This window comes from Longivirga aurantiaca (assembly GCF_042660085.1).
Lineage (GTDB): Bacteria > Actinomycetota > Actinomycetes > S36-B12 > CAIYMF01 > Longivirga > Longivirga aurantiaca.
Genome location: NZ_JBHSTI010000008.1, coordinates 1,429,085 through 1,452,490, shown reverse-complemented (window position 1 = coordinate 1,452,490; position 23,406 = coordinate 1,429,085). Strand labels below are relative to the sequence as shown.

Here is a 23,406-nt window from a genome sequence, read left to right as displayed (position 1 = left end):
GCCGAGGCCACGACCGACGTGGGGGGCGGGGCGAAGGCCCCACCCCCCACGCCGAGGTGTTCGGTCGGGAGGAGCTCCCGTGTCCGATCAGACGTACGTGCCGGTGCAGTCCACGTCGTTCGGGACACCCACGGCCGAGTCGTAGTACTTGGTCTCGGTCGGCAGGTTGACGTTCACGCCGGACAGGCAGTAGCCGGTCGCGTTCGAGATCACGGTGACGGTGACGTCGGCGCTGAGGGCGCCCAGGTCGGCGGTGGTGGCGCCGGCGTAGGAGCCGCCGTTGTCGGTCGCGTACGACTCGATGTTGATGGCCGAGTTCTTCAGGTCGCTGGTGGTGGCCGCACGCCAGCCGTTCGCGCGCTGGTTGAGGAACGTCGGGATGGCGATCGCAGCAAGGATGCCGATGATGATCATGACGACGAGGAGCTCGATCAGGGTGAAGCCCTGGTCCTTGTCCTCGACGGACTTGCGCAGACGAGCGATCATGATGGTTCTCCCCTTCAGGAGTAGCCGACCGCCCGGCTGGACGTCCTCTGGCCGAGGCAGCTGGGCCGGCTCCTCCCCCTCGAGGAGCTCCCTGGCTTTGCGACCCCACCTCGCGGTGGGTGTGCCCGTTCTGGCCGGAGCGGTCATGGTTGATGACAAAGAAGTGATCGACCTGCCCGGGGGGACCTTGAGCCTCGCGAGAGGAGAATTTTCGGCCATCCCCCGGACGGCGCAAGGTCTCGGACGTGCGGAAGGGGCCAGGCGCTCCGCCTGGCCCCTTCCGGGTGTCTCGTGGGTGTCATCAACCCGTGAGCTCGTCCTGCGTGTCAGCCGATCACGGAGCGGCCGGGCAGGCGCCCTCGAGCGGGGCTCCTTCGAGGCTGCTGTAGAAGAACTGCGTCGGCGCGGTGGTGAGGGCCGAGTGCACCCCCTCGACGCAGTACGCGGTGCCGGTCGCCCAGGCGACGGCGACGGTGACCTCGGCGGTGACGCCGGTGCCGCGTGCGTCGGCCAGAGTGGCGTCGGTGAGGCCGGAGTAGTCGCCGCCGTTGTCGGTGGCGAAGGACTCGGCCGCGATCGCCGCGTTCTTCAGGTCGGACTTGATGGCGGTGCGGTAGCCGTTGTTCCGCTGGTTGAGGAACGTGGGGATGGCGATGGCCGCGAGGATGCCGATGATGATCATGACGACGAGCAGCTCGATCAGGGTGAAGCCCTGGTCGGCGTCCTGCTTACGCATGCGAGAGAGCACGATGATTCCTTCCCTCGGGGGCCCGGGAGGTCCCGTTGCCCGACAGGAGGTTTCTCGGTCCGCGCCGAGCCCGGTCCTTAGGGATCGAGAGGGAGATCTGAGGAATCACCCGATCGGCGGATCCAGGGGAACGCCGCCGTTCCGATAAGCGCCGCCTCTCGGCCGGGACGAGCGGCCGGCGAACGGCGACGGCCGCGCCCCCTGCGAGGGGAGCGCGGCCGCCGCCATGGGACGAGTGCGTCGGCTAGCCGCCGATGAGGTCGAAGATCTTGAAGATCGGCATGTACAGGGCGATGATCATCGACCCCACGATCCCGCCGAGCACGGCGATCATGAGCGGCTCGATGAGCGCCGTCATCTGCTCGGTGGTCGCCTCGACCTCGGCGTCGTAGAAGTCCGCGATCTTGGCGAGCATGGAGTCGAGGGCGCCCGTGTCCTCGCCGACCGCCAGCATCTGCACCACCATGGCCGGGAAGACCGCATGGGTCGACAGCGGCTGGGTGAGGCTCTCACCGCGACGCACGCTCTCCTCGATGTCGTGGACGGCGTGGGTGATGACCTTGTTGCCCGAGGTGTCGGCCACGATGTCCAGCGACTGCAGGATCGGGACGCCGGAGTGCAGCATCGTGCCGAGGTTGCGGCAGAAGCGCGCGAGCGCGATCTTCTGGAACAGGCCGCCGAAGACCGGCATCTTGAGCTTGAGCGGGTCGATGAACTCGCGCACGCGGTCCGTGTTCTTCACCCGCACCCAGACCACGAAGCCGATGACCGACAGGATCACGATCGGGACGATCCCGACCTTGAGGAAGTTCGACAGGCTCACGAGCATCTGGGTGGGCGCCGGCAGCTCGCCACCGAGGTCCGAGAACAGCTTCGCGAACGTCGGGACCACGAACAGCAGCATGCCGACCGTGAGCAGGATCGCCATGACGAGCACGGCGACCGGGTAGGTCATGGCCGACTTCACCTTGCCGCGGAGCTTGACCTCGGCCTCGTAGTTCTCGGCGAGCTGGTTCAGCACGCTGTCGAGGAAGCCGCCGACCTCGCCGGCCTTGATCATGTTGATCATGAGCGGCGCGAAGACGTCCGGGTGCTTCGACATGGACGTCGACAGCGCCGAGCCGCTCTCGACCTCGGACCGGATCTCCCCGATCACCTGGGCGAACACCTTGTTGGGCTGCTGCTCCTCGAGGATCGAGAGCGCGCGCAGCATGGAGAGCCCGGAGTTGATCATCGTCGCGAACTGGCGCGAGAAGATCGCGATCTCCTTGAGCTTGACCTTGCTGCCCAGCCGCGGCAGCGAGATCTCCTTCTTGAGACCGCCGCCGTCGACCTGGCTGATCTTCATGGGCGCGTAGCCCATGCTCTTCAGCTTGGACGCCACCTGGGCCGGTGAGTCGGCCTCGATCTTGCCGGTGACGACCTTGCCCTGCTTGTCGCGGACCGCGTACTGGAAGGTCGCTGTAGCTGCCATGGCTGGATGCCTCTCCTCGCCGCTCAGGCCCGGCCGACGAGCCGGTTGAAGTCCTCGATGTGGTGGCACTTCTCCACACCGTGCTCGTACGTGACCCGGCGGGTACGGACGAGCTCGGCGAGGTGCTGGTCGAGCGTGTGCATGCCGAACTGCGCGCCCGCCTGCATGACGGAGTAGATCTGGTGCGTCTTCCCCTCACGGATGAGGTTCCGCACGGCCGGCGTGACCACGAGGACCTCGGTCGCGACGACCCGGCCGTGCCCGTCGGCGGTCTTGCAGAGGGTCTGGCAGACGACGCCCTGGAGCGACATCGCGAGCTGCTGGCGCACCTGCTGCTGCTGATGGGGCGGGAAGACGTCGATGACGCGGTCGATGGTCTGGGCCGCGTCCTGCGTGTGCAGCGTCGCGAACACGAGGTGGCCGGTCTCGGCGGCGGTGAGCGCGACCGAGATCGTCTCGAGGTCGCGCATCTCGCCGACGAGGATGATGTCGGGGTCCTGGCGCAGGACGTGCTTGAGCGCGTTGGCGAACGACCAGGTGTCCTCGCCCACCTCGCGCTGGTTGATGATGCAGCTCTTGTGCCGGTGGAGGAACTCGATGGGGTCCTCGACGGTCATGATGTGGTCGTGCCGCGTGCGGTTGGCCAGGTCGACCAGCGCGGCGAGCGTCGTGGACTTGCCGGAGCCGGTGGGACCGGTCACGAGGACGAAGCCGCGCGGCAGGCTGGCGAAGTTCGAAACCGACGGCGGGACGCCGAGGCTCTCCAGGCTCTTGATCTCGAACGGGATGATGCGGAAGGCCGCACCGAGGCTGTCGCGCTGCTTGTAGATGTTCACGCGGAAGCGGGCCCGGCCCGGCAGCGAGTACGCGAAGTCCAGCTCCAGCTCCTCCTCGAACTTCAACCGCTGGTGCTGGGTGAGCACGGAGTAGATGACGCGCTGGAGCACCGGGGGCGTGAGGACGTCGAACTCGTCGATGGGCACCAGCGACCCGCTCACGCGGATGGTCGGCCGGGCGCCGGAGGTGAGGTGCAGGTCGGACGCGCCGCGGTCGAGCATCATGAGCAGCGCGTCGACGAGGCTGAAGTCGTCCTCGCGCACCGTCTGCTCGGTGCCCTGACGGGTCGGGACGACCTGCGGGACACCGGTGCCGTGCTCGTTCAGCGGGTTGTGCTCCAGGACCGTGGGCTCCGGGGCCGGGGCGACCGGCATCGGTGCCGAGACCGGCATGGGTGCGGCGACCGGGGCGGCGCTGGCCACCGGGGCGGCCGGGTAACCCGCCGGGACCGCGCCCGACGGATAGGGCGAGGCGACCGGTGGCACGGACTGCTGCCCGGCGTACGGCATGGACTCCACGGCCACTCCTCGTTCGGGCCGGCACCCCTAGTGCCGGCGTCCTTGCTGACCATCGGCCGTCCGAGAGCCCTGCTTGAGCCTTCGGACCACCCGCTCGGCCGAGTCGTCCCCGTCACCGCGCGTGCACGTGCTCAGGCGACGACGCGGAAGACCTCGTCGATCGTCGTGATGCCCTGGGAGGCCTTGAGCAGGCCGTCCTCGCGGAGCGTGCGCATCCCCTGCTCGATCGCGACCTCGCCGATGCGCGTCGAGGACGCGCGGTCGACGGTCAGGCGCTCGATCTCGTCGCTGATCGCCATGACCTCGTGGATCGCGACGCGACCCTTGTAACCGGTCTTCGCGCAGTTGGCGCACCCCACGGGGCGGTAGAAGTGCGGCTCCGGATCACCGGGGTACGGCTTGAACCGGATGGCTGCGAGCTGCTCGGCGTCCGGCTCGAACGGCTCCTTGCACTTCGAGCACAGCCGGCGAGCGAGGCGCTGGGCCAGCACGACGTCCATGGCGGAGCCCACCAGGAAGGGCTCGATGCCCATCTCGGTGAGGCGCGTGATCGCGCTCGGCGCGTCGTTCGTGTGCAGGGTCGAGAGCACGAGGTGACCGGTGAGCGAGGCCTCGACGGCGATCTGCGCCGTCTCGTGGTCGCGGATCTCACCGATGAGGACGATGTCGGGGTCCGAGCGGAGGATCGAGCGCAGGGCTGCGGCGAAGTTCAGGCCGGCCTTGTTGTTGACCTGCACCTGGTTCACGCCAGGGAGCCGGTACTCGACCGGGTCCTCGACCGTGATGATGTTGACCTCGGGCTTGTTGACCACGTTGAGCGTGGCGTACAGCGTGGTCGACTTGCCGGACCCGGTCGGTCCTGTCACCAGGATCATGCCGTAGGGCTTCACGTACGACTTCTCGAAGATGCCGAAGTTGTGCGGGCTGAAGCCGAGGTCGGAGAGGTCCATGCGCGCCGTGGAGTTGTCCAGGATTCGCATGACGACCTTCTCGCCCCAGACCGTCGGGAGCGTGGCCACGCGGAGATCGACCTTCTTGCCGTGCGCAGCGACCGACAGTCGGCCGTCCTGCGGGATGCGGCGCTCGGCGATGTTGATGTCCGCCATGATCTTCAGGCGGCTGATCACGCCCGACTGGATCGCGCGCGGGGAGCGCATGACCTCGTGGAGCACGCCGTCGATGCGGTAGCGCACGCGCAGGTCGTGCTCGGTCGGCTCGAGGTGGATGTCCGAGGCCCGGTCCTGGATCGCCTGGGTGATCAGCAGGTTCACGTAGCGGACGATCGGCGCGTCCTCGGTGATCTCCTTGACCTTGGACAGGTCCTCCTCGTCCTCCCCCGTGTCCAGCTCGGAGGTCAGGTCGTTCAGCTCGTCGCCAGCGCGGTAGAAGCGGTCGATGGCTGCCGCCACGTCGTTGCGGGTGGCCACGACGGGCTTGACGTCGATGCCCGCGGCGGAGCGGATGTCGTCGATCGCGAACACGTTCGCCGGGTCGGCCATGGCGACGACGAGCTTGCCCTCGTCGTAGCCGATCGGGATCGCGGTGTGGCGACGGGCGACGTGGCCCGGCACGCGGCCGAGCGCGGATCCGTCGATCTGGATGTCGCCGAGATCGACGAAGCGCATGCCGATCTGCGCGGCCAGGGAGGCGACGAGCTGGGCCTCGGTGAGCACGCCGCGGTCCACGAGCACCCGCCCGAGGCTGCGACCGAGCCGGTTCTGCTCGTCAACGGCGACGGCCAGCTGGTCGTGGGTGACCAGGCCGCCCTCGAGGAGGATGTCCCCCAGCTGCTTCACGATGCGTTCTCCCGGCTCGGACGTCCCCGGCGGCGGCCGGGTCTCGCGGGAGCACCAGGCTCCCCTTCACCTGTTCGGCACAGCGAGCGGTCGTCTGTAGCCCGGACGGCGGACGGGGCCGGACGCGTCAGGGGCGCGGGGCGTCGAGCAGGGCGGCCGCGGCCGCCCGGAAGGTGCGCACACGAGGGTCGTCGGCCTCCAGCGCCACGCTCGCGCCGTCGGCGAACCCCAGCGTCACCGCCGGCTCGCCCGTGGCGGTCACCGAGCGTGAGGACGCGGCCACCTCCTCGGCCTCGGCCACGACCGACTCCGCGGTGACCGTGGAGCTCACGAGGCTCGCCGCGGCGCCCGTCATGCTGATGCCCGTCAGGACGCGCGAATGCCGGCCGACCGGTTCGGTACGGCGACGGGACCATCGCAGCAGGCGCATCGGCTCCTCCTACGCGTGGGCCGCGGTCGCTTCGATGTCGTCGAGCACGCTGTAGAGCAGCGCGAGCAGGACGCCCTTGACCGAGTCCTTGTCCGTGGCGTCGCACGGGACGACCGGGGTGCCCGGGCTCAGCTCGAGCGCCTCGCGGACCAGATCCTCGGCCCGGGGGTCGACCTCGGCGCTGCGGTTGAGCGCCACGACGAAGGGGACGTGCGCCATCCGGCGGAAGGCGGCCAGGATCCCTGCTGCCTCGCCGAGGGTCTCGGGGCGGTCCGCGTCGACGAGCAGGACGTAGCCGAGCATCCCCTCGCCGAGGATCTCCCACATGAAGTCGAAGCGCTCCTGGCCGGGCGTGCCGAACAGGTAGAGCACCAGATCGCGGTCGATCGTGATGCGCCCGAAGTCCATCGCCACGGTCGTCTCGGGCTTGCGGGTGCGGGTGTCGTCGGTGATGCCGCGCTCGGTCGAGAGCACCGTGATCTCGCTGATCGTGCGGATCAGTGTCGTCTTGCCCGCCGCGAACGGACCGGTGACCACGATCTTCACGGCCTGGCCGCCCTGTCGGCGGTGCTTGCGCGCTGCCATCAGAGCCCCCTCACGCCGGCGATGAGGCGCAGCAGCAGGCTGCGGTTCATCGCGGGGTCGCGCTCGATGGTGGAGTCGTGCCGCGGGTCCGGGGCCGGGAGCTGATCCGGATCGGCCAGCGACCGGGCGGTCGCTCCCTCGACCGAGCCCGCGCGGCTGCCGATCGAGCCGGGGAACGGGACACCCACGGGAGACGCCGGCGCGGAGTAGGCCGGGGTAGCGCGGTGCGCCGAGGCACCGGCGACACGCTCGGGAGCGGGCTCCGGGTGCTCAGGGCGTCGTCCGGGCAGGAAGGGCTCCGGACGTGGCGGCACGACCTCGTGCCGCGGTGTCCTCTTCGCCCCGGATCCGGGGTTGCCGGACTGCGGGAGTCCCTGTGCCGCACGGGCTGCGGCGAGGGCAGCGGCCGCAGACATGCCCTGGGCGCCGGGCCCGGCGACAGGCTCCTCGACGGCCACGGGCTGCTGCTGCTGCGGCGCCTCGGGCACCGCGGGCGAGGACCCTTCGATCGAGGCGAGCATGCCGAGCCGGCGCTCCACGATGGCGACGTGGTCGGGGGCCGCGGCGTCCTTCACGTGCAGGAGCCCGCGCTGGGCCAGGCGGGCCAGGATGGTGGTGACGGCGAACTCGCCCGCCCCGGTGAGCTCCACCAGGTCGCCGACACGGCGGTGCCCGTCCACGAGGGACAGCAGCGCCCACTCGTCGCGCGACACCTCGGGGTCGTGGCCGAGCACCGTGGGCACGGTCAGCACGGAGTCCACGCTGGGGATGACCACGATGAGCGAGGCCCAGGCCTCGACACGGGCGCGGGCCTCGGCCAGCACCCGCCCGTGCTCGACGGCCAGCCCGATGTCGTCGGGGTCGGAGGCGCCCGGGTCGAAGGCGAAGTCGCCCGCGCTCCAGCGCAGGAGGTCGAAGACGGCATCCACGGTCTGGTCGTCCGCGGCCTGGCGCAGGAGGTCGGGGTCGACCGATCCCGACTCGAGGAGGGCACGTGCCACTCCCCCACCAGCGGACACGGCTCGCGAGACGGCCTGGCGCAGGGCGTTGTCGTCCACGGCGCCGGAGCCCACCACCCGGCGTACCAGGGACGCGCGCGACCGGTCCGACGTCGCACCGCACACGCGGCCGTCACGGAACCAGACCGCACCCTCGGTCATGGTTCGGTCGTCGCCCGTCCGGCGCAGCAGCAGACCGCCGGTCTTGCCGGTCGTCGCGAGCAGCGTGACGACGTCAGGGAGACCGAACGCGTCGAGGGAGCCCTCGAGCTTCACGGGTGCGCCCCTCCTTCAGTGGTGGTGGGAACCGGTCAGGACCAGGATCGGACGGAGGAGACGGGCTCGGTGGCGTAGGGGTCCCACGCGGGGACCGGGTCCGGGGCAGGGGGTGCGTCGACCATGGGCGCCACCGCCTGCGAGGCGCGGTAGGCCTCGTACGCGGCCTCCGCCTCGGCCAGCGCCTGCTCGTCCACGGTCGGCTCGGCGACGACGGGGGCGGCCTCGCGCAGCACCTGGCCGACGGCGGACGCGGCGCGGCGGACCTCGTAGAGCATGAGCCCGGCCTTGGCGCCGGCTGCGGCGACGGCGACCAGGACTGCCTCGTCGTCGGCGGAGATCAGGAAGACGGTGCCGGACTCGCCCTCGACGTACACCTGGGAGAGGTCGCCGCGACCGAGGCCCTGCGCGGCCTTCTCGCCGAGGCTGAGGAGCGCGGCGCTCATCGCCGCCACGCGGTCCTCGTCCATGCCGGACGGCAGCCGCGAGGCCATCGCGAGCCCGTCGAAGGACACCACGGCGGCCGCCTCGAGCTCGGGAGCCTGGGCCAGGAGGTCGGCGAGCGCACGATCGAGTCGGGCCGCGCGACCGGTGGAGGGGAGCTGGCCGGACATGGGACACCTCGACGAGTCGCAGGACGGAGGTCAGATGACCCTCCGAGCATGCTTTCGGCGCCTGGGAGGCCCGGCTTGAGCCCCGCGGCGCTTCTGCCCTCGCTCAGCCCGCTCCGGAGGCCCCTCGAGCAGCGGCCGCTGCTGCCAGCGCTGACCGCATCGCCTCGATGGGCGGGGTCAGCCCGGTCATGAGCTCGACCTGGCGCACGGCCTGGTGCAGGAGCATGTCGAGGCCCGACGCCACGCTGCCGCCCGCGGCGGCCCAGGCGGCTGCCAGCGGGGTGGGCCAGGGGTCGTAGACGACGTCGAGCAGGCAGCCTCGAGGGCCACCGGCGGCGGTCACGCCCGGCGCGAACGGGTCGACGACCCCGGTCGGCACTGTCGACACCACGCAGTCGGCCTCGAGCGCGTCCGGCACCGAGTCCCAGCCGAGCACCTCCACGGCCACGCCGACCTGCAGCGCGGTGGCGAGGACCGCCGCAGCGGCCTCGGGCCGGCGCGCGACCAGGACGACGTCGGTCGTGCCGCGGCGGGCAAGGGCGGCGACCGCCGAACGGGCGGTGGCCCCGGCGCCGAGCACGGCGCCGGTCGAGGCTGCGGCCCCCTGCTCGTCCAGAGCGGCCACGATCCCGTGCACGTCGGTGTTCCAGCCGTGCCGGCCGTCCCGGTCGAGCACGACGGTGTTGACCGCGCCCGTGGCGAGGGCGACGAGGTCGACGTCGTCCAGCAGCGGGATCACGGCCTCCTTGAGCGGCATCGTGAGCGAGAACCCCGCCCAGGAGTCGTCCAGGGCTGCCACGAAGCCGGCGAGGCCGTCCTCGGTGACGTCGTGCAGGCCGTAGTCCCAGTCGAGCCCGAGGGCGGAGTACGCGGCCCGGTGCAGCACCGGGGAGAGCGAGTGGGCGACCGGGTGCCCCAGCACCGCCGCCCGCCTGCGTCCAGCCGACATCGTCGCTAGCCGACGTTTTCCTGGAACTTGCGCTTCAGCACGAGGAACTCGTCGTACGTGGTGGCGAACTCCGTGGTCCGGGTGTCCGGGTCGGTGGTCACGAAGTAGAGCCAGTCGCCCTTGGCGGGGTTCAGCACCGCGGTGAGCGCGGCCTCGCCGGGCGAGTTGATCGGGCCCGGCGGGAGGCCCTTGTTCACGTAGGTGTTGTACGGGCTGTCGGTCTTCAGGTCCTCGGCGGAGAGCTGCAGGTCGCTCTTGCCGAGCGCGTAGTTGACGGTGGAGTCGAACTGCAGCGGCATGCCCTGCTCGAGGCGGTTGAACACCACGCGCGCGACCTTGTCGTAGTCCTCCGGCGCGCTCTCGCCCTGGACGAGGCTCGCGATCACGACCACCTCGAACGGCGTGAGCTTGCGCTTCTTGGCCTCGGCGACGAGGTCGACCTCCTTGGCCGCGACCCGGAACCGGGTGAGCATGGCCTTGACCACGGTGTCGGCGTCGACCCCGGGCTGGAACTCGTAGGTAGCCGGGAACAGGAAGCCCTCGACGCTGCCCTCGGCGTACGCCGGCAGCCCGAGCGCACCGGCACGCGACAGCGCCTCCTTGACCTGGTCCTCGGTGAGGTCGGTGCCCTTGGTGATCCGCACGATCGTCTTCTCGAAGCGCAGACCCTCGGGAACGACGACCTTCTGCACCAGACGGGAGGCCGGGTCGAGCATGAGCTCGAGCGCCGCGGCGCCGCTCATCCCCTTCCGCAGCTGGTAGGCGCCGGGCGCGATGCTCTCGGCCCGGTCGTCGGACGAGGCCGCCCCGACGAAGGCGTCGGAGGACGCCACGACCTCGGCGTCGGCCAGCGTCCGGCCGATCGCGGTGAGGGAGTCGCCCTTGGCGACCACGATCGTGACGCTGCCGGAGCCCTCGCCCTCGAAATCGCCGCTCCCGCTGCCGGTGAGCGACCGGATGCCGAGGAAGGCTCCGACGCCGATCACCGCCAGCATGAGGAAGGCCACGAGCACCGCGAGCGGCCCCGAGCTGCGGCGACGACGGGTGCTGGGCTCGTCGTAGTCCATCCCGAGTCCGAGCTGGCTCATGCGAGGTCCTCCGGGGGCTCCGCGAGGGTGCCCGGCGGGGCACCTGTGGCGCGCTCGGCGTCGAGCGCGTGCTGGACGATCATGACAGCCGCGGCCTGGTCGACCACGGCACGGCTGCTGCGCGCGTCGCGACCTGCGGCGCGCAGGCTCTTGGTGACGGCGGCGGTGGTCATCCGTTCGTCGACGAGCCGCACCGGCACGGAAGTTCCCCGTCGGGCGAGCTCGCGGTGCAGGTCGGCCACCCACGCACGGACGGCCTCGGTGGCAGGGCCCTCGACGCCCTCGAGCGTCAGAGGCAGGCCCACGACCACCTCGAGGGGCTCGTACTCCCCCACCAGGTCGGCGACGCCGAGCAGGTCCGTGCGCGGCGCCGCGACCGCCTTGGGGCGGTCGAGGGTCGCGACGGGCACGGCCAGGAGGCCGTCAGGGTCGGTGCGGGACACGCCCACTCGGACGGATCCCACGTCCACGCCGATCCGGATCCCCCGCCGGAATCCGGCGTCTGTGGGCGACGTCACGCCCCCACGGCAGCCCGGACGGCACCGGCCGCGGCCGCGAAGGCCGCCTGCACGCCGGTGACGTCGGTGCCGCCGCCCTGGGCCATGTCGTCCTTGCCGCCGCCTCGGCCGCCCACCGCGGCGAGCGCCGCCTGCAGCACGGAGTTCGCGGACGCACCGGCCGCGCGGCCGGCCGCGTTGGTCGCGACGACCACGCTCACCTTGCCGTCCGAGATCGCCGCGCCGAGCACGACCGACGGGATCTCCTGCCGAGCGGCGTCCCGACCCTTGGTGACCAGCTCGCGCAGGCCGCCGGCGTCGGTGCCGTCAGGGGCGGTGAAGGTCCAGAGCCGCACCTGGCCGACCTCCTGCGCGTTGCCGAGGATGCCCTCGAGGTTCGCCACGAGGCTGGCCGAACGGACCTTCGCGATCTCCCGCTCGGCGTCCTTGAGCTTGGTGAGGATCGCGTCGACCCGCTCCGGCAGCTCCTCCGGGCGCGCCTTCACGATCTCGGCGAGCTGGGCCACCAGCAGGTGCTCGCGCGCGAGGAACCGGTAGGCGTCGGTGCCGACGAGGGCCTCGACCCGGCGCACGCCGGTGCCGATCGAGCCCTCGGACAGGAACTTGACCAGCCCGACCTGGCCGGAGCGCTGGGCGTGGGTGCCACCGCAGAGCTCGCGGGCCCAGTCGCCGACCGAGACCACGCGGACCTTGTCGCCGTACTTCTCGCCGAACAGCGCCATGGCGCCGGCCGCCCGGGCCTGCTCCTGGCTCATGATCTCCGCGGTCACGGCGAGGTCCTCGGCGAGGACGTCGTTGACCCGCGCCTCGACGTCGGCCATGACCGAGGCCGGGACAGCGCCCGAGAGCGGGAAGTCGAAGCGGAACCTGCCCGGCGAGTTCTCCGAGCCCATCTGCGTGGCGGTCTCGCCGAGCGCGTCGCGGAACGCCTTGTGCACCAGGTGCGTGGCCGTGTGCGCGCGCGAGATCGCACGGCGGCGCTCGAGGTCGACCCGGCCGACGGCGGCCTGGCCCACGACCGCCTCGCCGGACACGACGCGACCGCGGTGCACGTAGAGACCGGGAACGGGCTGCTGGACATCGGCGATCTCGACGACAGAGCCGTCCGCGAGCGTGATGAGGCCGGCATCGGCCAGCTGGCCGCCGCCCTCGGCGTAGAACGGGCTGCGGTCGAGCACGACCTCGACCGAGGTGCCCTCGCGGGCGCTCCGGACGTCCTCGCCGTCGACGAGGATCCCGCGCAGCGTCGCCTCGGAGACGACCTCGTCGTAGCCGGTGAACGCCGTGATGCCGGCGGCGTCCATGACGTCCTTGTAGACCGTCAGGGGCGTGAGACCGGCCTTGCGCGCCTTGGCGTCGGCCTTGGCGCGGTCGCGCTGCTCGGTCATGAGGCGGCGGAAGCCGTCCTGGTCGACCTCGATCCCCTTCTCGGCCGCCATCTCCAGCGTGAGGTCGATGGGGAAGCCGAACGTGTCGTGCAGCGCGAACGCGGCGTCGCCCGCGAGGGTGGTGCCGCCCTTCCTCTGCAGGTCGGCCACGGCGGTGTCGAACAGCGTCGTGCCGGTGCGGAGCGTCTCGGCGAACACCGCCTCCTCGTTCTCCGCGATGGAGACGAGACGGCCGAGGTCGTCGACGAGCTCGGGGTACTGCGGGCCCATGGCGTCGACCGAGGCGGAGATGAGCTCGCCCATCACCGGGTCGTTCGAGCCGAGCAGCCGCATGTTGCGGACGACGCGGCGCAGGATGCGGCGCAGCACGTAGCCGCGGCCCTCGTTGCCCGGGAGGACGCCGTCCTGCATGAGGAAGGCCACCGTGCGGGCATGGTCGGCGACCACGCGCAGGCGCACGTCGTCGTCTCTGCTGCCCGCGCCGTACCGCGCGCCCGACAGAGCCACCGCGCGGTCGAGGATCATCTTGGTGGTGTCGATCTCGTAGATGTTGTCGACGCCCTGCAGCAGCGCGGCCATCCGCTCGAGGCCCATGCCGGTGTCGATGTTCTTCGCCGGCAGCGGCTGGCGGACGTCGAAGTCGGTCTTGCTGCGGACGGCTGACAGCTCGTCCTGCATGAAGACGAGGTTCCACACCTCGAGGTAGCGGTCCTCGTCGGCGACGGGACCGCCCTCCTTGCCGTGCTCCGGGCCGCGGTCGTAGTAGATCTCCGAGCACGGGCCGCCGGGGCCGGGGACGCCCATCGACCAGTAGTTGTCCTTCGCGTCCCGGCGCTGGATCCGCTCGAGGGGGACGCCGACGACGCGGTGCCAGATGTCGAGGGCCTCGTCGTCGTCGTCGTACACGGTCGCCCAGAGCCTGTCCTCGGGGAAGCCGTAGCCGCCGTCGGCCTCCGAGGAGGTGAGCAGCTCCCACGCGAACGGGATGGCCCCCTCCTTGAAGTAGTCGCCGAAGCTGAAGTTGCCGGCCATCTGGAAGAACGACGCGTGCCGCGTGGTCTTGCCCACCTCGTCGATGTCGAGGGTGCGCACGCACTTCTGCACCGACGTCGCGCGGTCGTACGGAGCCGGCGCCTCGCCGAGGAAGTAGGGCTTGAACGGCACCATGCCGGCGTTCACGAACAGCAGCGTCGGGTCGTCGAGGAGCAGCGACGCCGACGGCACGGGCGTGTGCCCGCGGTCGGCGAAGAACCGCAGGAAGCGGCTACGGATCTCGGCGGAGTCCATCAGGGTCGGACCTCTCGGCTGGGGCTGCTCGCGGGGCTGCTCGGGGACGTGCCGGCTGCAGGGCGGATCGGGGTCACGGTGGCGGTCTCGGAGCCGGCGGGGTCGGCCGCGAGGGCGCGTGCCTTCTCGCCGAGCGTCACGGCGGTGCGCGACGCGGTGGCCGCCACCTTCGACGCCGTGGTGGCTGCGAGGGTCACGTTGCCGACGACGCCGCGCTCGCGGGCGCGCTCGACGGCCTCCTCGCCCCGGCGTGCGGCGTAGTAGCCCGCGGCGGCGCCGACACCGAGCCAGAACAGTCGCTTCACGTCGTGCTCACCCCTCGCTGCCACCTGTCGCGTCGCCGGTCGACGCGTCGTCCGACCCTACCGGCGGGGCCTCACGGCCCAGCGCCACCCGCAGGCGGTCCAGGACGTCGGCGTACCGCGCCTCGGCGCCATGACGGGTCGGCACGTAGTAGCGGCGGCCCGTGGCCTGGTCGGGGGCGTACTGCTGCTCGGCCACTCCCCCGGGCACGTCGTGCGGGTAGACGTAGCCCACACCGTGGCCGAGGTCGGAGGCGCGGGCGTAGTGGCTGTCGCGCAGGTGGGCCGGTACCGGTCCGATGAGCCCGCGGCGCACGTCTGCCTCGGCCTCGCCGATCGCCACGGTGACGGCGTTCGACTTGGGCGCCAGCGCGATCGCCACCGTCGCCTGGGCCAGCGTGAGCCTGCCCTCGGGGAGGCCGATCAGCTGCACGGCGTTCGCCGCCGCCACCGCGGTCTGCAGCGCGGTCGGGTCGGCCATGCCGACGTCCTCGCTCGCCAGGATGATCAGGCGGCGCGCGATGAAGCGGGGGTCCTCCCCCGCCTCGAGCATCCGGGCCAGGTAGTGCAGGGCGGCGTCGACGTCGGACCCGCGGCAGCTCTTGATGAACGCGCTGATCACGTCGTAGTGCTGGTCGCCGTCGCGGTCGTAGCGCGGTGCCGCATGGGCCACGGCCCGCTCGACCGCGGCGAGGTCGACGACGTTCGTCCCGGCGTCGAGGGCAGCACCGGCGGCGGCCTCCAGGCTGGTGAGCGCGCGCCGGGCGTCGCCGCCCGCCACGCGCAGCAGGTGCTCCTCCGCCTCCTCGCTGAGCTCCACCGTGCCGTCGAGGCCGCGGGGGTCGGAGACGGCACGGCGCAGCAGGTCGCGGAGGTCGTCGTCGGTCAGCGAGGCCAGGGTGAGCACGAGCGAGCGCGAGAGCAGCGGGGAGATCACCGAGAACGACGGGTTCTCGGTGGTTGCGGCGACGAGCGTGACCCAGCCGTTCTCGACCGCCGGGAGGAGCGCGTCCTGCTGGGTCTTGGAGAAGCGGTGCACCTCGTCGACGAACAGCACCGTGCCCTGCCCCTGCATGCCGAGGGCGTCGCGGGCGCGGTCGACCACCTCGCGGACGTCCTTCACGCCGGCCGTCACGGCCGAGAGCTCGACGAAGCGGCGTCCCGTGCTCGTGCTCACGAGCGAGGCGAGGGTGGTCTTGCCGGTGCCGGGCGGCCCCCAGAGGATCACGCTCGTGATGCCGGCGCGGCCCGACCCGGGGTCGGCCACCAGCCTGCGCAGGGGGCTCCCGGGCTCGAGCAGGTGCCGCTGGCCGACCAGCTCCTCCAGGGTGCGCGGGCGCATGCGGACGGCGAGCGGGGCTCCGACGCGGGTCGGCGCCGCACCGTCGTCGAACAGGCTCGCGGTCACGCGGGAAACCCTAGGCGGTGGCCGGGCGGCGGTCTGCTTGGGTTACGGGGTGAGCCCCGCACCCGACGACCGGCAGCGCGCCCTGCACGCCGAGCTCGAGGAGGCACTGCCGGGCGACCTCTGGATCCGGTTCGACGTCGACCCCGGGCACCTGCAGCGCATCGCCACGGATCCCGGGCGAGCCGCGGCCGTCGTGAGCCACCACGCGTGGCGCGGGGCCCGCTGGGTGAGCGGGTACGCCGCCGACCCGCTCGACCCCGGGCACGTGGCCGCCGCCGTCGCCCTGCTCACGCGTCTCGCGGACGCCGGCACCGGGATCGGCGAGCCGGTCACCGGGGTCACGGTGCCGCGCGGCGGCCTCGCGCTGCTGCCCGACCACCTGCAGCCGCGCGAGCACGACGAGTGGGACGCCTGGTGCACCCTCGTGCCGCCTGCTCCGCAGTCCACCCCGTACGGCGATGCCGCCCGGGTGGTCGACCTGGACGCCGGCGACCCGCGCATCGCGGCCCTGCTCGAGGTGTCGTCGCCCACGGCGTCGATCCCCGCCGGCGACCCGCGCGTGGTGCGCTGGGCCGGGATCGAGGATCCCGAGCGCGGCCTGCCCGATACGGGCGGGCTCGCGGCGGTGCTCGCGGTGACGCGTCAGCGGTCGGGCAGCCACCACCTCAACAGCGTGGCCACCCACCCCGAGAGGCGCGGCACGCGGCTCGCCCGGCTGCTGTGCGCCGAGGTCACCGCCGACTCGCTCGCCGCGGGCGTGCCCGCGGTCAGCCTCGGGATGTACGCCGACAACGACGCGGCGCGCAGCGTCTACGCGTCGCTGGGGTTCCGCTGGCTCCGCGGCAGCAGCTCGGGCGCCCTGGCGGTCGCCGGCCCCGACCACCACTGAGGCGACCCGGATCAGGCCCCGGAGGGCTCCGAGGGCTCGGGCTCGGGGACGAAGTCGACGCCGGCCTCGGCGCGCTGCTGGCCGCTGATCGCGGCCGGGGCGCCCGTCAGCGGGTCCTGACCGCCACCGGTCTTGGGGAACGCGATCACGTCGCGGATCGAGTCGCTGCCCGAGAGCAGCGCCACGATGCGGTCCCAGCCGAAGGCGATGCCGCCGTGCGGCGGGGGGCCGAAGGCGAACGCGTCGAGCAGGAAGCCGAACTTCTCCTGCTGCTCCTCGGCCCCGAGGCCCATCATCGCGAACACGCGCTCCTGCACGTCCTTGCGGTGGATACGGATCGAGCCGCCGCCGATCTCGTTGCCGTTGCACACGATGTCGTACGCGTAGGCGAGCGCCTCCCCAGGGCTCTCCTCGAACCGGTCGATCCACTCGGGCTTGGGCGAGGTGAACGCGTGGTGCACGGCGGTCCAGGCGCCGGCACCGACGGCGACGTCGCCGCTCTCGACCGCCTTGGACGACGGCTCGAACAGCGGCGCGTCGACGATCCACACGAACGCCCACGCGGACTCGTCGATGAGGCCGCAGCGCTTGCCGATCTCCAGGCGCGCGGCGCCGAGGAGCGCCCGCGACGGCGTTGTCTCCCCCGCCGCGAAGAACACGCAGTCGCCGGGCTGGGCGCCGACGCGCTCGGCCAGGCCCGCGCGCTCGGCGTCGCTGAGGTTCTTGGCGACCGGGCCGCCGAGCTCGCCGTCCTCGCCTACCAGCACGTACGCGAGGCCGCGCGCGCCGCGGGACTTCGCCCAGTCCTGCCACGCGTCGAGCTGCTTGCGCGGCTGCGAGGCCCCGCCCGGCATGACGACCGCGCCGACGTACGGCGCCTGGAAGACCCGGAACGTCGTCCCGCCGAAGTAGTCGGTGCACTCGACCAGCTCGTTGCCGAAGCGCAGGTCGGGCTTGTCGTTGCCGTAGCGCGCCATCGAGTCGGCGTACGTCATCCGCGCGATGGGCGTGGGGATCTCGACGCCGATCTCGCGCCACACCGACGACACGACGGCCTCGCCGATCGCGATGACGTCGTCCTGGTCGACGAAGCTCATCTCGATGTCGAGCTGGGTGAACTCCGGCTGCCGGTCGGCACGGAAGTCCTCGTCGCGGTAGCAGCGCGCGATCTGGAAGTAGCGCTCCATGCCCGCCACCATGAGCAGCTGCTTGAACAGCTGCGGGCTCTGAGGCAGCGCGTACCAGGTGCCCGGCTGCAGGCGGGCCGGCACGAGGAAGTCGCGCGCACCCTCGGGGGTCGAGCGGGTCAGCGTCGGGGTCTCGATCTCGATGAAGTCGTGGTCGTAGAGCACGTCGCGCGCGATGCGGTTGACGCGGCTGCGCAGACGCAGGGCGGCGCCCGGCGCGGGACGGCGGAGGTCGAGGTAGCGGTGGCGCAGGCGCGCCTCCTCGCCGACCTCGACGTGCTCGTCGATCGGGAACGGCAGCGGCGCCGCCGTCGAGAGCACCTCGAGCTCGCTCGTCACGACCTCGACCTCGCCGGTCGGCAGGTCGAGGTTGGCGTTGCCCTCGGGCCGGGCCGACACCACGCCGACGACCTTGACGCAGAACTCGTTGCGCAACGGGTGCGCGACCTCGGGATCGCGGACGACCACCTGCACGACGCCGGACGCGTCGCGCAGGTCGAGGAAGGCGACGCCGCCGTGGTCGCGGCGGCGGGCGACCCAGCCGGCCAGCGTCACGGTCTGGCCGACGTGCTCCGCGCGAAGGCTTCCGGCGGTGTGCGTGCGGATCACGACGTGCTCTCCTCGTTCTGAGCCAGCGCAACGACGGGGACGAGGTCCTCCGCCGGCGGCGTCCAGCTGGTGGGGTCGGCGTCGACCTGGTCGCCCGACCGGATGTCCTTGACCGAGTGCGTGCCGTCGTCCGAGACGAACCAGACGAACGGGATGCCACGACGGTCGGCGTGGCGGATCTGCTTGCCGAACTTGGCCGCGCTGGGCGCGACCTCGGTGCTGATGCCCCGGGCGCGCAGCGCCGCTGCGACGTCCTCGGACGTGCCGCGGGCGTCGTCGTCGGAGACGGCGACGAGCACGGCGGTCGGCACCGAGCGGGAGGCCGTCACCAGGCCGCGGCCGATGAGCACCGACAGCAGGCGCGAGACGCCGAGCGAGATGCCGACGCCCGGGTACGTCGTACGGCCGTCGCTCGCGAGCGAGTCGTACCGGCCGCCCGAGCAGACCGAGCCGAACGACTCGTACCCGACGAGCTGGGTCTCGTAGACCGTGCCCGTGTAGTAGTCCAGGCCCCGCGCGATCTTGAGGTCGGCCACCACCGCGCCCGGCATCCGCGCGGACGCCGCCGCGATCACCGCGGCGAGCTCGTCGAGCCCCTCGGTGAGCAGCTCGTGCTCGACGCCGAGCGCGCGCACCTGAGCGACGAACGAGACGTCGGCACTGCGGATGCCGGCGAGGGCGAGGCACTTCTGCGCGCCCTCGGCCGTGAGGCCGGCGTCCGACTCGAGGAGCGCGGCCACCTTCTCGGGGCCGATCTTGTCGAGCTTGTCGATCGCCCGGAGGGCCGCCGCAGCATCGGTGGCGCCCGCGCCCAGGAAGAAGCCCTCCGCGAGCTTGCGGTTGTTCACGAGGATGACCGCGGGCGGGCACGGGAGCGCGCGGAACACCTCGGCCATCACGAGCGCGACCTCGACCTCGTGGTGGAACGCGAGGGTGTCGCGGCCGATGACGTCGATGTCGGCCTGAGTGAACTCGCGGAAGCGCCCCTCCTGCGGCCGCTCGCCCCGCCACACCTTCTGGATCTGGTAGCGGCGGAACGGGAACTCCAGGTGACCGGCGTTCTGCAGCACGTAGCGCGCGAACGGCACGGTGAGGTCGAAGTGCAGGCCGAGCCCGGCGTCGGCCTCGTCGCTCTCGGCGTGCAGACGGCGGAGGACGTAGACCTCCTTGTCGATCTCGCCCTTGCGCAGCATCTGCTCGAGGGGCTCCACCGCGCGCGTCTCGATCGAGGCGAAGCCGTGCAGCTCGAAGACGCGGCGCACGGTGTCGAGCACCTGCTGCTCCACGACGCGCTCGGCGGGCAGCCACTCCGGGAAGCCGGAGAGGGGGGCGATGCGGCTCATGAGGTCCTAGAGCCCCCGTCCGGGGGCAGCGGTCGACGAGCCCTGGCGGATCAGGGCCGTGAGGTACGGGTTGGTGGCGCGCTCGTCGCCGATGGTGGTCGTGCCGCCGTGGCCGGGCAGCACCACGGTCTCGTCGTCGAGGGGCAGCACCTTGCGCGCGAGGCTGGCGAGCATCGCCTCGTGGTCTCCGCCCGGGAGGTCGGTGCGGCCGATCGAGCCCTCGAACAGGACGTCGCCGGAGAGCAGGAGCGGGGGTACGCCCTCGGCGGCGGCCTGCCGGAACATCACCGAGCCCCGGGTGTGCCCCGGCGCGTGGTCGACGACCAGCTCGAGCCCGGCCAGCTCGAGGACGGCGCCGTCGGTCAGCAGGCGGACGTCGTCCGGCTCGCCCGCGGCGAGCTTCCCCTCGGTCATGGAGGCCAGCATCTGCGCCGTCTGCGCGCTGATGCCCGCCAGGGGGTCGGCGAGCATCGAGCGGTCGTCGGGGTGGATGTACGCCGGGATCCCGCGGGCACCGCAGACCGGGACCACCGACCACACGTGGTCGATGTGCCCGTGGGTGAGGAGCACGGCGACGGGTTCCAGGCCCTGCTCGCGGACGACGTCCTCGATACCCGGGGCGGCGTCCTTGCCCGGGTCGACGACGACGCACTGCTCGCCCTTGCCGGTCGCGAGCACCCAGCAGTTGGTTCCCCAGGGACCGGCGGGGAAGCCGACGACGAGCACGGGCTCTCCTCCTGCTGCCGGGTCCCGTCACCAAACTGTGACGTGGCCGCCGGGCGACACGCCCGGCGGGCGCAGCCTACCTTCCGGCCCGCCTGCCCCCGATCGCGTATCGACTGCCTAGACTCCCAGGGCGCGTGGTGCGCGGCAGGGCACCGGACCGGTGCTCGGCGAGGACGTGACGGGAGCCGCAGGGCGTGTCGAGCAGCAACAAGCGCGAGCGGGAGATCGCTCGCGCGAAGTACGAGCGGCAGCAGCAGCGCCGGGCCGAGCGTGCCATCAAGAACCGACGTCGCAACCAGATCATCGCCGTCGTGGCGGCTCTGGTCGTGGTCGTGGGCGGTGTGCTCGCTCTCGTGCTGACCAACCGCGGCTCGGACGACGTCGCGGACGGCGTGACCTCGCCGTCAGCCACCGCATCGCCGTCGACGTCGGCGTCGCCCTCGACCAGCCCCAGCGGCTCGGTGTCGCCGAGCGCGAGCCCGTCGGCGTCGGTGAAGGGCTGCACCACGGCCCCCGAGCCCACCGTGAAGACGCAGACCTGGACCTCCCCGCCGGCCGACACCCGCCCGGCCGGGGCGCAGACCACGCTCACGCTCGCCACCAACTGCGGCGACATCGTGATCGAGATGGTGCCCAACCAGAAGGCGCCGCAGACCACGACGTCGATGGCGTTCCTGGCCGACCAGGGCTTCTACACCGACAGCGACTGCTTCCGCCTCACCACGAGCGGCATCTTCGTGCTCCAGTGCGGCAGCCCGAACAACGACGGCACGGGCGGCCCCGGCTACACGCTGCCCGACGAGAACCTGCCCACCGCGACGGGCGTCAACTACCCGGAGGGCACCGTCGCGATGGCAAACGGCGGCCCCGGCACGTCCGGCAGCCAGTTCTTCATCGTCTACAAGGACACGACCCTGCCCGCGAGCTACACGATCTGGGGCACAGTGGTGTCCGGTCTCGACGTCGTCCAGAAGGTGGCCGAGGCCGGGGTCGCGCAAGGCAACGCCAACCCGAACGACGGATCCCCCGCACAGCCCATCGTCATCACGAAGGCCACGACCAGCGACAAGCCGGCCGGCTGAGGAGTGAACACCAGCATGAGCGACAGCAGCGCCCCCGAGGGCACCGAGCAGACCACCCCCGACGAGGTCACCGAGGCGGTGGAGGCGGTCGAGGCAGCACCTGATGCTCCCGATGCCGCTGCGGCACCGGAGGCCGAGGCCGCCGAAGCACCGGTCGAGGAGCCCCTCGCGGAGCCAGCCGCTGTCGAGGAGCCCGTCGCGGAGCCAGCCGCTGTCGAGGAGCCCGTCGCGGAGCCAGCCGCTGTCGAGGCCGCCCCGCCGATGCCCGCCGTCGAGGCGGCGCCCGAGCAGGCCGCCGTCGAGGCCGCCCCGCCGATGCCCGCCGTCGAGGCAGCGCCCGAGCAGGTCGAAGCCGAGGCCGCCGCCGACGTCCCCGCTGCGCAGGCGCCAGCAGCCGAGGCACCCGGTGCCGCGGCACCCGCTGCCGAGGCACCCGCTCCTGAGGCACCCTCCGCTGAGGCACCCTCCGCTGAGGCACCCGCTGCTGCACCGAAGCCGTCGCCGCGGCCGAGCCCCGCCGCCCTCGCCGGCAGCGTCCGGCCCGCTCCCCCGCGCCCCGTGGCGACCGGCGCTGCGACGCCCGCGCCGGTGGCCGCCCCGGAGCCCGAGGTGCACGACGCCGACCGCCCCACCGACTCGGCCACCTTCGGGCGCATCGACGACGACGGCAACGTCCACGTCGCCCTCCACGACGGCTCCGAGCACGTCGTGGGGCAGTGGGCTGCGGGCACCCCGGACGAGGGGCTGGCGTTCTTCGTCCGCAAGTTCGACGACCTCTCGGTCGAGGTCAGCCTCGCCACGCGACGCCTCACCGAGGGCAAGGCCTCACCCGAGCAGGCCGGTGCCGTGGTCAAGCGCGCGCTCGAGTCGCTCGAGTCGCCCACGATGGTCGGCGACCTCGCGTCGCTGCGCGCCCGCGTCGCGGCGCTCGACTCCCTCGTGCAGGAGAAGCGCGCCGCTGCCGCCGAGGTGCGTGCCGCCGCCAAGGCCGCCGCCCTCGCCGCCCGCGAGGCGATCGTGGCCGAGGCCGAGGCCCTCGCCGAGTCCACCCAGTGGAAGGCGAGCGGCGAGCGCTTCAAGGAGCTGCTCGACGAGTGGAAGGCCGCCCCCCGTGCCGACCGCACCGGCGAGCAGGCCCTCTGGAAGCGGTTCAGCCACGCCCGCTCGCAGTTCGACAAGCACCGTCGCCAGCACTTCGCCCGCCTCGACGGCGAGCGCGGCGAGGCCAAGCAGGTCAAGGAGTCGCTCGTCGCCGAGGCCGAGGCCCTCAAGTCGTCCACCGACTGGGGGAACACCGCGTCCGCGTACCGCGACCTCATGTCGCGCTGGAAGGCCGCAGGCCGGGCCGGCAAGACGGACGAGGAGGAGCTGTGGCAGCGCTTCCGCGCCGCCCAGGACGAGTTCTTCGCCGCCCGCAACGCCGAGCTCGGCAAGCGCGACGCCGGCTTCGCCGAGAACCTCGCGGCCAAGGAGGCCCTGCTGGCCGAGGCCGAGGCGATCAACACCTCCGACCTCAAGTCGGCCAAGACTGCGCTGCGGTCGATCCAGGAGCGCTGGGAGTCGATCGGCCACGTCCCGCGCGGCGACAAGGAGCGCATCGAGGGGCGCCTGCGCCGCGTCGAGGACGCCGTCCGCAAGGGCGAGCAGGACCAGTGGAAGCGCACCAACCCCGAGGCCAAGGCCCGTGCCGACGCGACGGTGGAGCAGTTCGGCGCGTCGCTGGCCAAGCTCGAGAAGGAGCACGCCAAGCTCGTCGCCGCCGGCGACGCCCGTAAGGCCGCCGACGTCGAGGGCCGCATCGCCACGACCAAGACGCTCCTCGAGGCCGCCGAGCGCGCCGCCGCGGAGTTCTCCGGCTGATCCCGCCG

21 protein-coding genes and 1 riboswitch are annotated in these 23,406 nt (G+C 72.2%); of the genes, 3 read left to right on the top strand and 18 right to left on the bottom strand.

Annotated elements, in window-relative coordinates:
* Positions 1–87 precede the first annotated feature (87 nt).
* The 15 genes from ACFQGU_RS10740 to ACFQGU_RS10670 form a co-directional block, all read right to left on the bottom strand.
* Positions 88–486 (bottom strand): type IV pilin protein, encoded by a 399-nt coding sequence (locus ACFQGU_RS10740; RefSeq protein WP_386766494.1) that lies wholly within the window; start codon positions 484–486, stop codon positions 88–90.
* Positions 487–538: 52 nt separating this feature from the next.
* Positions 539–622, bottom strand: a riboswitch (cyclic di-GMP riboswitch).
* Positions 623–820: 198 nt separating this feature from the next.
* Positions 821–1,222 carry a type II secretion system protein gene (locus ACFQGU_RS10735; RefSeq protein WP_386766492.1) on the bottom strand — a complete coding sequence of 134 codons (402 nt, stop codon included), beginning with the start codon at positions 1,220–1,222 and terminating at the stop codon, positions 821–823.
* 256 nt (positions 1,223–1,478) lie between these two features.
* A complete protein-coding gene (locus ACFQGU_RS10730; protein WP_386766490.1) occupies positions 1,479–2,708 on the bottom strand; it encodes a type II secretion system F family protein in 1,230 nt (409 codons plus the stop codon).
* A 23-nt stretch (positions 2,709–2,731) separates the two neighbouring features.
* Positions 2,732–4,054, bottom strand: a complete 1,323-nt coding sequence (locus tag ACFQGU_RS10725; protein WP_386768241.1) for a type IV pilus twitching motility protein PilT — start codon at positions 4,052–4,054, stop codon at positions 2,732–2,734.
* 140 nt (positions 4,055–4,194) lie between these two features.
* Positions 4,195–5,859 carry a GspE/PulE family protein gene (locus ACFQGU_RS10720; protein ID WP_386766488.1) on the bottom strand — a complete coding sequence of 555 codons (1,665 nt, stop codon included), beginning with the start codon at positions 5,857–5,859 and terminating at the stop codon, positions 4,195–4,197.
* Between the two features lie 127 nt (positions 5,860–5,986).
* A complete protein-coding gene (locus tag ACFQGU_RS10715) occupies positions 5,987–6,289 on the bottom strand; it encodes a hypothetical protein (RefSeq protein WP_386766486.1) in 303 nt (100 codons plus the stop codon).
* A gap of 9 nt (positions 6,290–6,298) precedes the next feature.
* Positions 6,299–6,874, bottom strand: a complete 576-nt coding sequence (locus ACFQGU_RS10710; protein WP_386766484.1) for a GTP-binding protein — start codon at positions 6,872–6,874, stop codon at positions 6,299–6,301.
* Complete coding sequence (locus ACFQGU_RS10705) at positions 6,874–8,148, bottom strand: DUF4388 domain-containing protein (RefSeq protein ID WP_386766482.1); 1,275 nt, start codon at positions 8,146–8,148, stop codon at positions 6,874–6,876. Before ACFQGU_RS10705 ends, ACFQGU_RS10710 begins: the two co-directional genes overlap by 1 nt.
* 35 nt (positions 8,149–8,183) lie before the next feature.
* Entirely contained in the window at positions 8,184–8,762 is a 579-nt protein-coding gene (locus ACFQGU_RS10700) for a roadblock/LC7 domain-containing protein (protein WP_386766480.1), read from the bottom strand.
* Between the two features lie 103 nt (positions 8,763–8,865).
* On the bottom strand, positions 8,866–9,711 hold the full coding sequence (locus ACFQGU_RS10695; protein WP_386766478.1) for a shikimate dehydrogenase: 846 nt from the start codon (positions 9,709–9,711) through the stop codon (positions 8,866–8,868).
* Positions 9,712–9,716: 5 nt separating this feature from the next.
* Positions 9,717–10,799 carry an endolytic transglycosylase MltG gene (gene mltG, locus ACFQGU_RS10690; protein WP_386766476.1) on the bottom strand — a complete coding sequence of 361 codons (1,083 nt, stop codon included), beginning with the start codon at positions 10,797–10,799 and terminating at the stop codon, positions 9,717–9,719.
* The gene (gene ruvX / locus ACFQGU_RS10685) at positions 10,796–11,269 is read right to left on the bottom strand and encodes a Holliday junction resolvase RuvX (RefSeq protein ID WP_386768239.1); all 474 of its coding nucleotides are present in this window, start codon (positions 11,267–11,269) and stop codon (positions 10,796–10,798) included. Before ruvX ends, mltG begins: the two co-directional genes overlap by 4 nt.
* Before the next feature lie 44 nt (positions 11,270–11,313).
* A complete protein-coding gene (alaS, locus tag ACFQGU_RS10680) occupies positions 11,314–13,992 on the bottom strand; it encodes an alanine--tRNA ligase (protein WP_386766474.1) in 2,679 nt (892 codons plus the stop codon).
* Entirely contained in the window at positions 13,992–14,297 is a 306-nt protein-coding gene (locus ACFQGU_RS10675) for a hypothetical protein (protein ID WP_386766472.1), read from the bottom strand. The genes alaS and ACFQGU_RS10675 overlap by 1 nt, the downstream gene beginning before the upstream one ends.
* A 7-nt stretch (positions 14,298–14,304) precedes the next feature.
* Positions 14,305–15,702: a replication-associated recombination protein A gene (locus ACFQGU_RS10670; RefSeq protein ID WP_386766470.1), complete on the bottom strand. Its 1,398-nt coding sequence runs from the start codon at positions 15,700–15,702 to the stop codon at positions 14,305–14,307.
* A gap of 49 nt (positions 15,703–15,751) precedes the next feature.
* Between ACFQGU_RS10670 and ACFQGU_RS10665 the strand changes: the two genes are divergently transcribed.
* Positions 15,752–16,591: a GNAT family N-acetyltransferase gene (locus ACFQGU_RS10665; protein ID WP_386766468.1), complete on the top strand. Its 840-nt coding sequence runs from the start codon at positions 15,752–15,754 to the stop codon at positions 16,589–16,591.
* An 11-nt stretch (positions 16,592–16,602) separates the two neighbouring features.
* On the opposite strand, the gene aspS is transcribed toward ACFQGU_RS10665, so the two are convergent.
* The 3 genes from aspS to ACFQGU_RS10650 are packed head-to-tail and all read right to left on the bottom strand — an operon-like array spanning position 16,603 to position 20,456.
* Complete coding sequence (gene aspS / locus ACFQGU_RS10660; protein WP_386766466.1) at positions 16,603–18,387, bottom strand: aspartate--tRNA ligase; 1,785 nt, start codon at positions 18,385–18,387, stop codon at positions 16,603–16,605.
* Positions 18,384–19,730: a histidine--tRNA ligase gene (gene hisS, locus ACFQGU_RS10655; RefSeq protein ID WP_386766464.1), complete on the bottom strand. Its 1,347-nt coding sequence runs from the start codon at positions 19,728–19,730 to the stop codon at positions 18,384–18,386. The genes aspS and hisS overlap by 4 nt, the downstream gene beginning before the upstream one ends.
* A gap of 6 nt (positions 19,731–19,736) precedes the next feature.
* Positions 19,737–20,456: an MBL fold metallo-hydrolase gene (locus tag ACFQGU_RS10650; RefSeq protein WP_386766462.1), complete on the bottom strand. Its 720-nt coding sequence runs from the start codon at positions 20,454–20,456 to the stop codon at positions 19,737–19,739.
* Between the two features lie 194 nt (positions 20,457–20,650).
* Between ACFQGU_RS10650 and ACFQGU_RS10645 the strand changes: the two genes are divergently transcribed.
* Together ACFQGU_RS10645 and ACFQGU_RS10640 are read left to right on the top strand one after the other, a co-directional pair.
* Positions 20,651–21,538 carry a peptidylprolyl isomerase gene (locus ACFQGU_RS10645; RefSeq protein WP_386766460.1) on the top strand — a complete coding sequence of 296 codons (888 nt, stop codon included), beginning with the start codon at positions 20,651–20,653 and terminating at the stop codon, positions 21,536–21,538.
* Positions 21,539–21,553: 15 nt separating this feature from the next.
* On the top strand, positions 21,554–23,398 hold the full coding sequence (locus ACFQGU_RS10640) for a DUF349 domain-containing protein (RefSeq protein ID WP_386766458.1): 1,845 nt from the start codon (positions 21,554–21,556) through the stop codon (positions 23,396–23,398).
* Positions 23,399–23,406 lie beyond the last annotated feature (8 nt).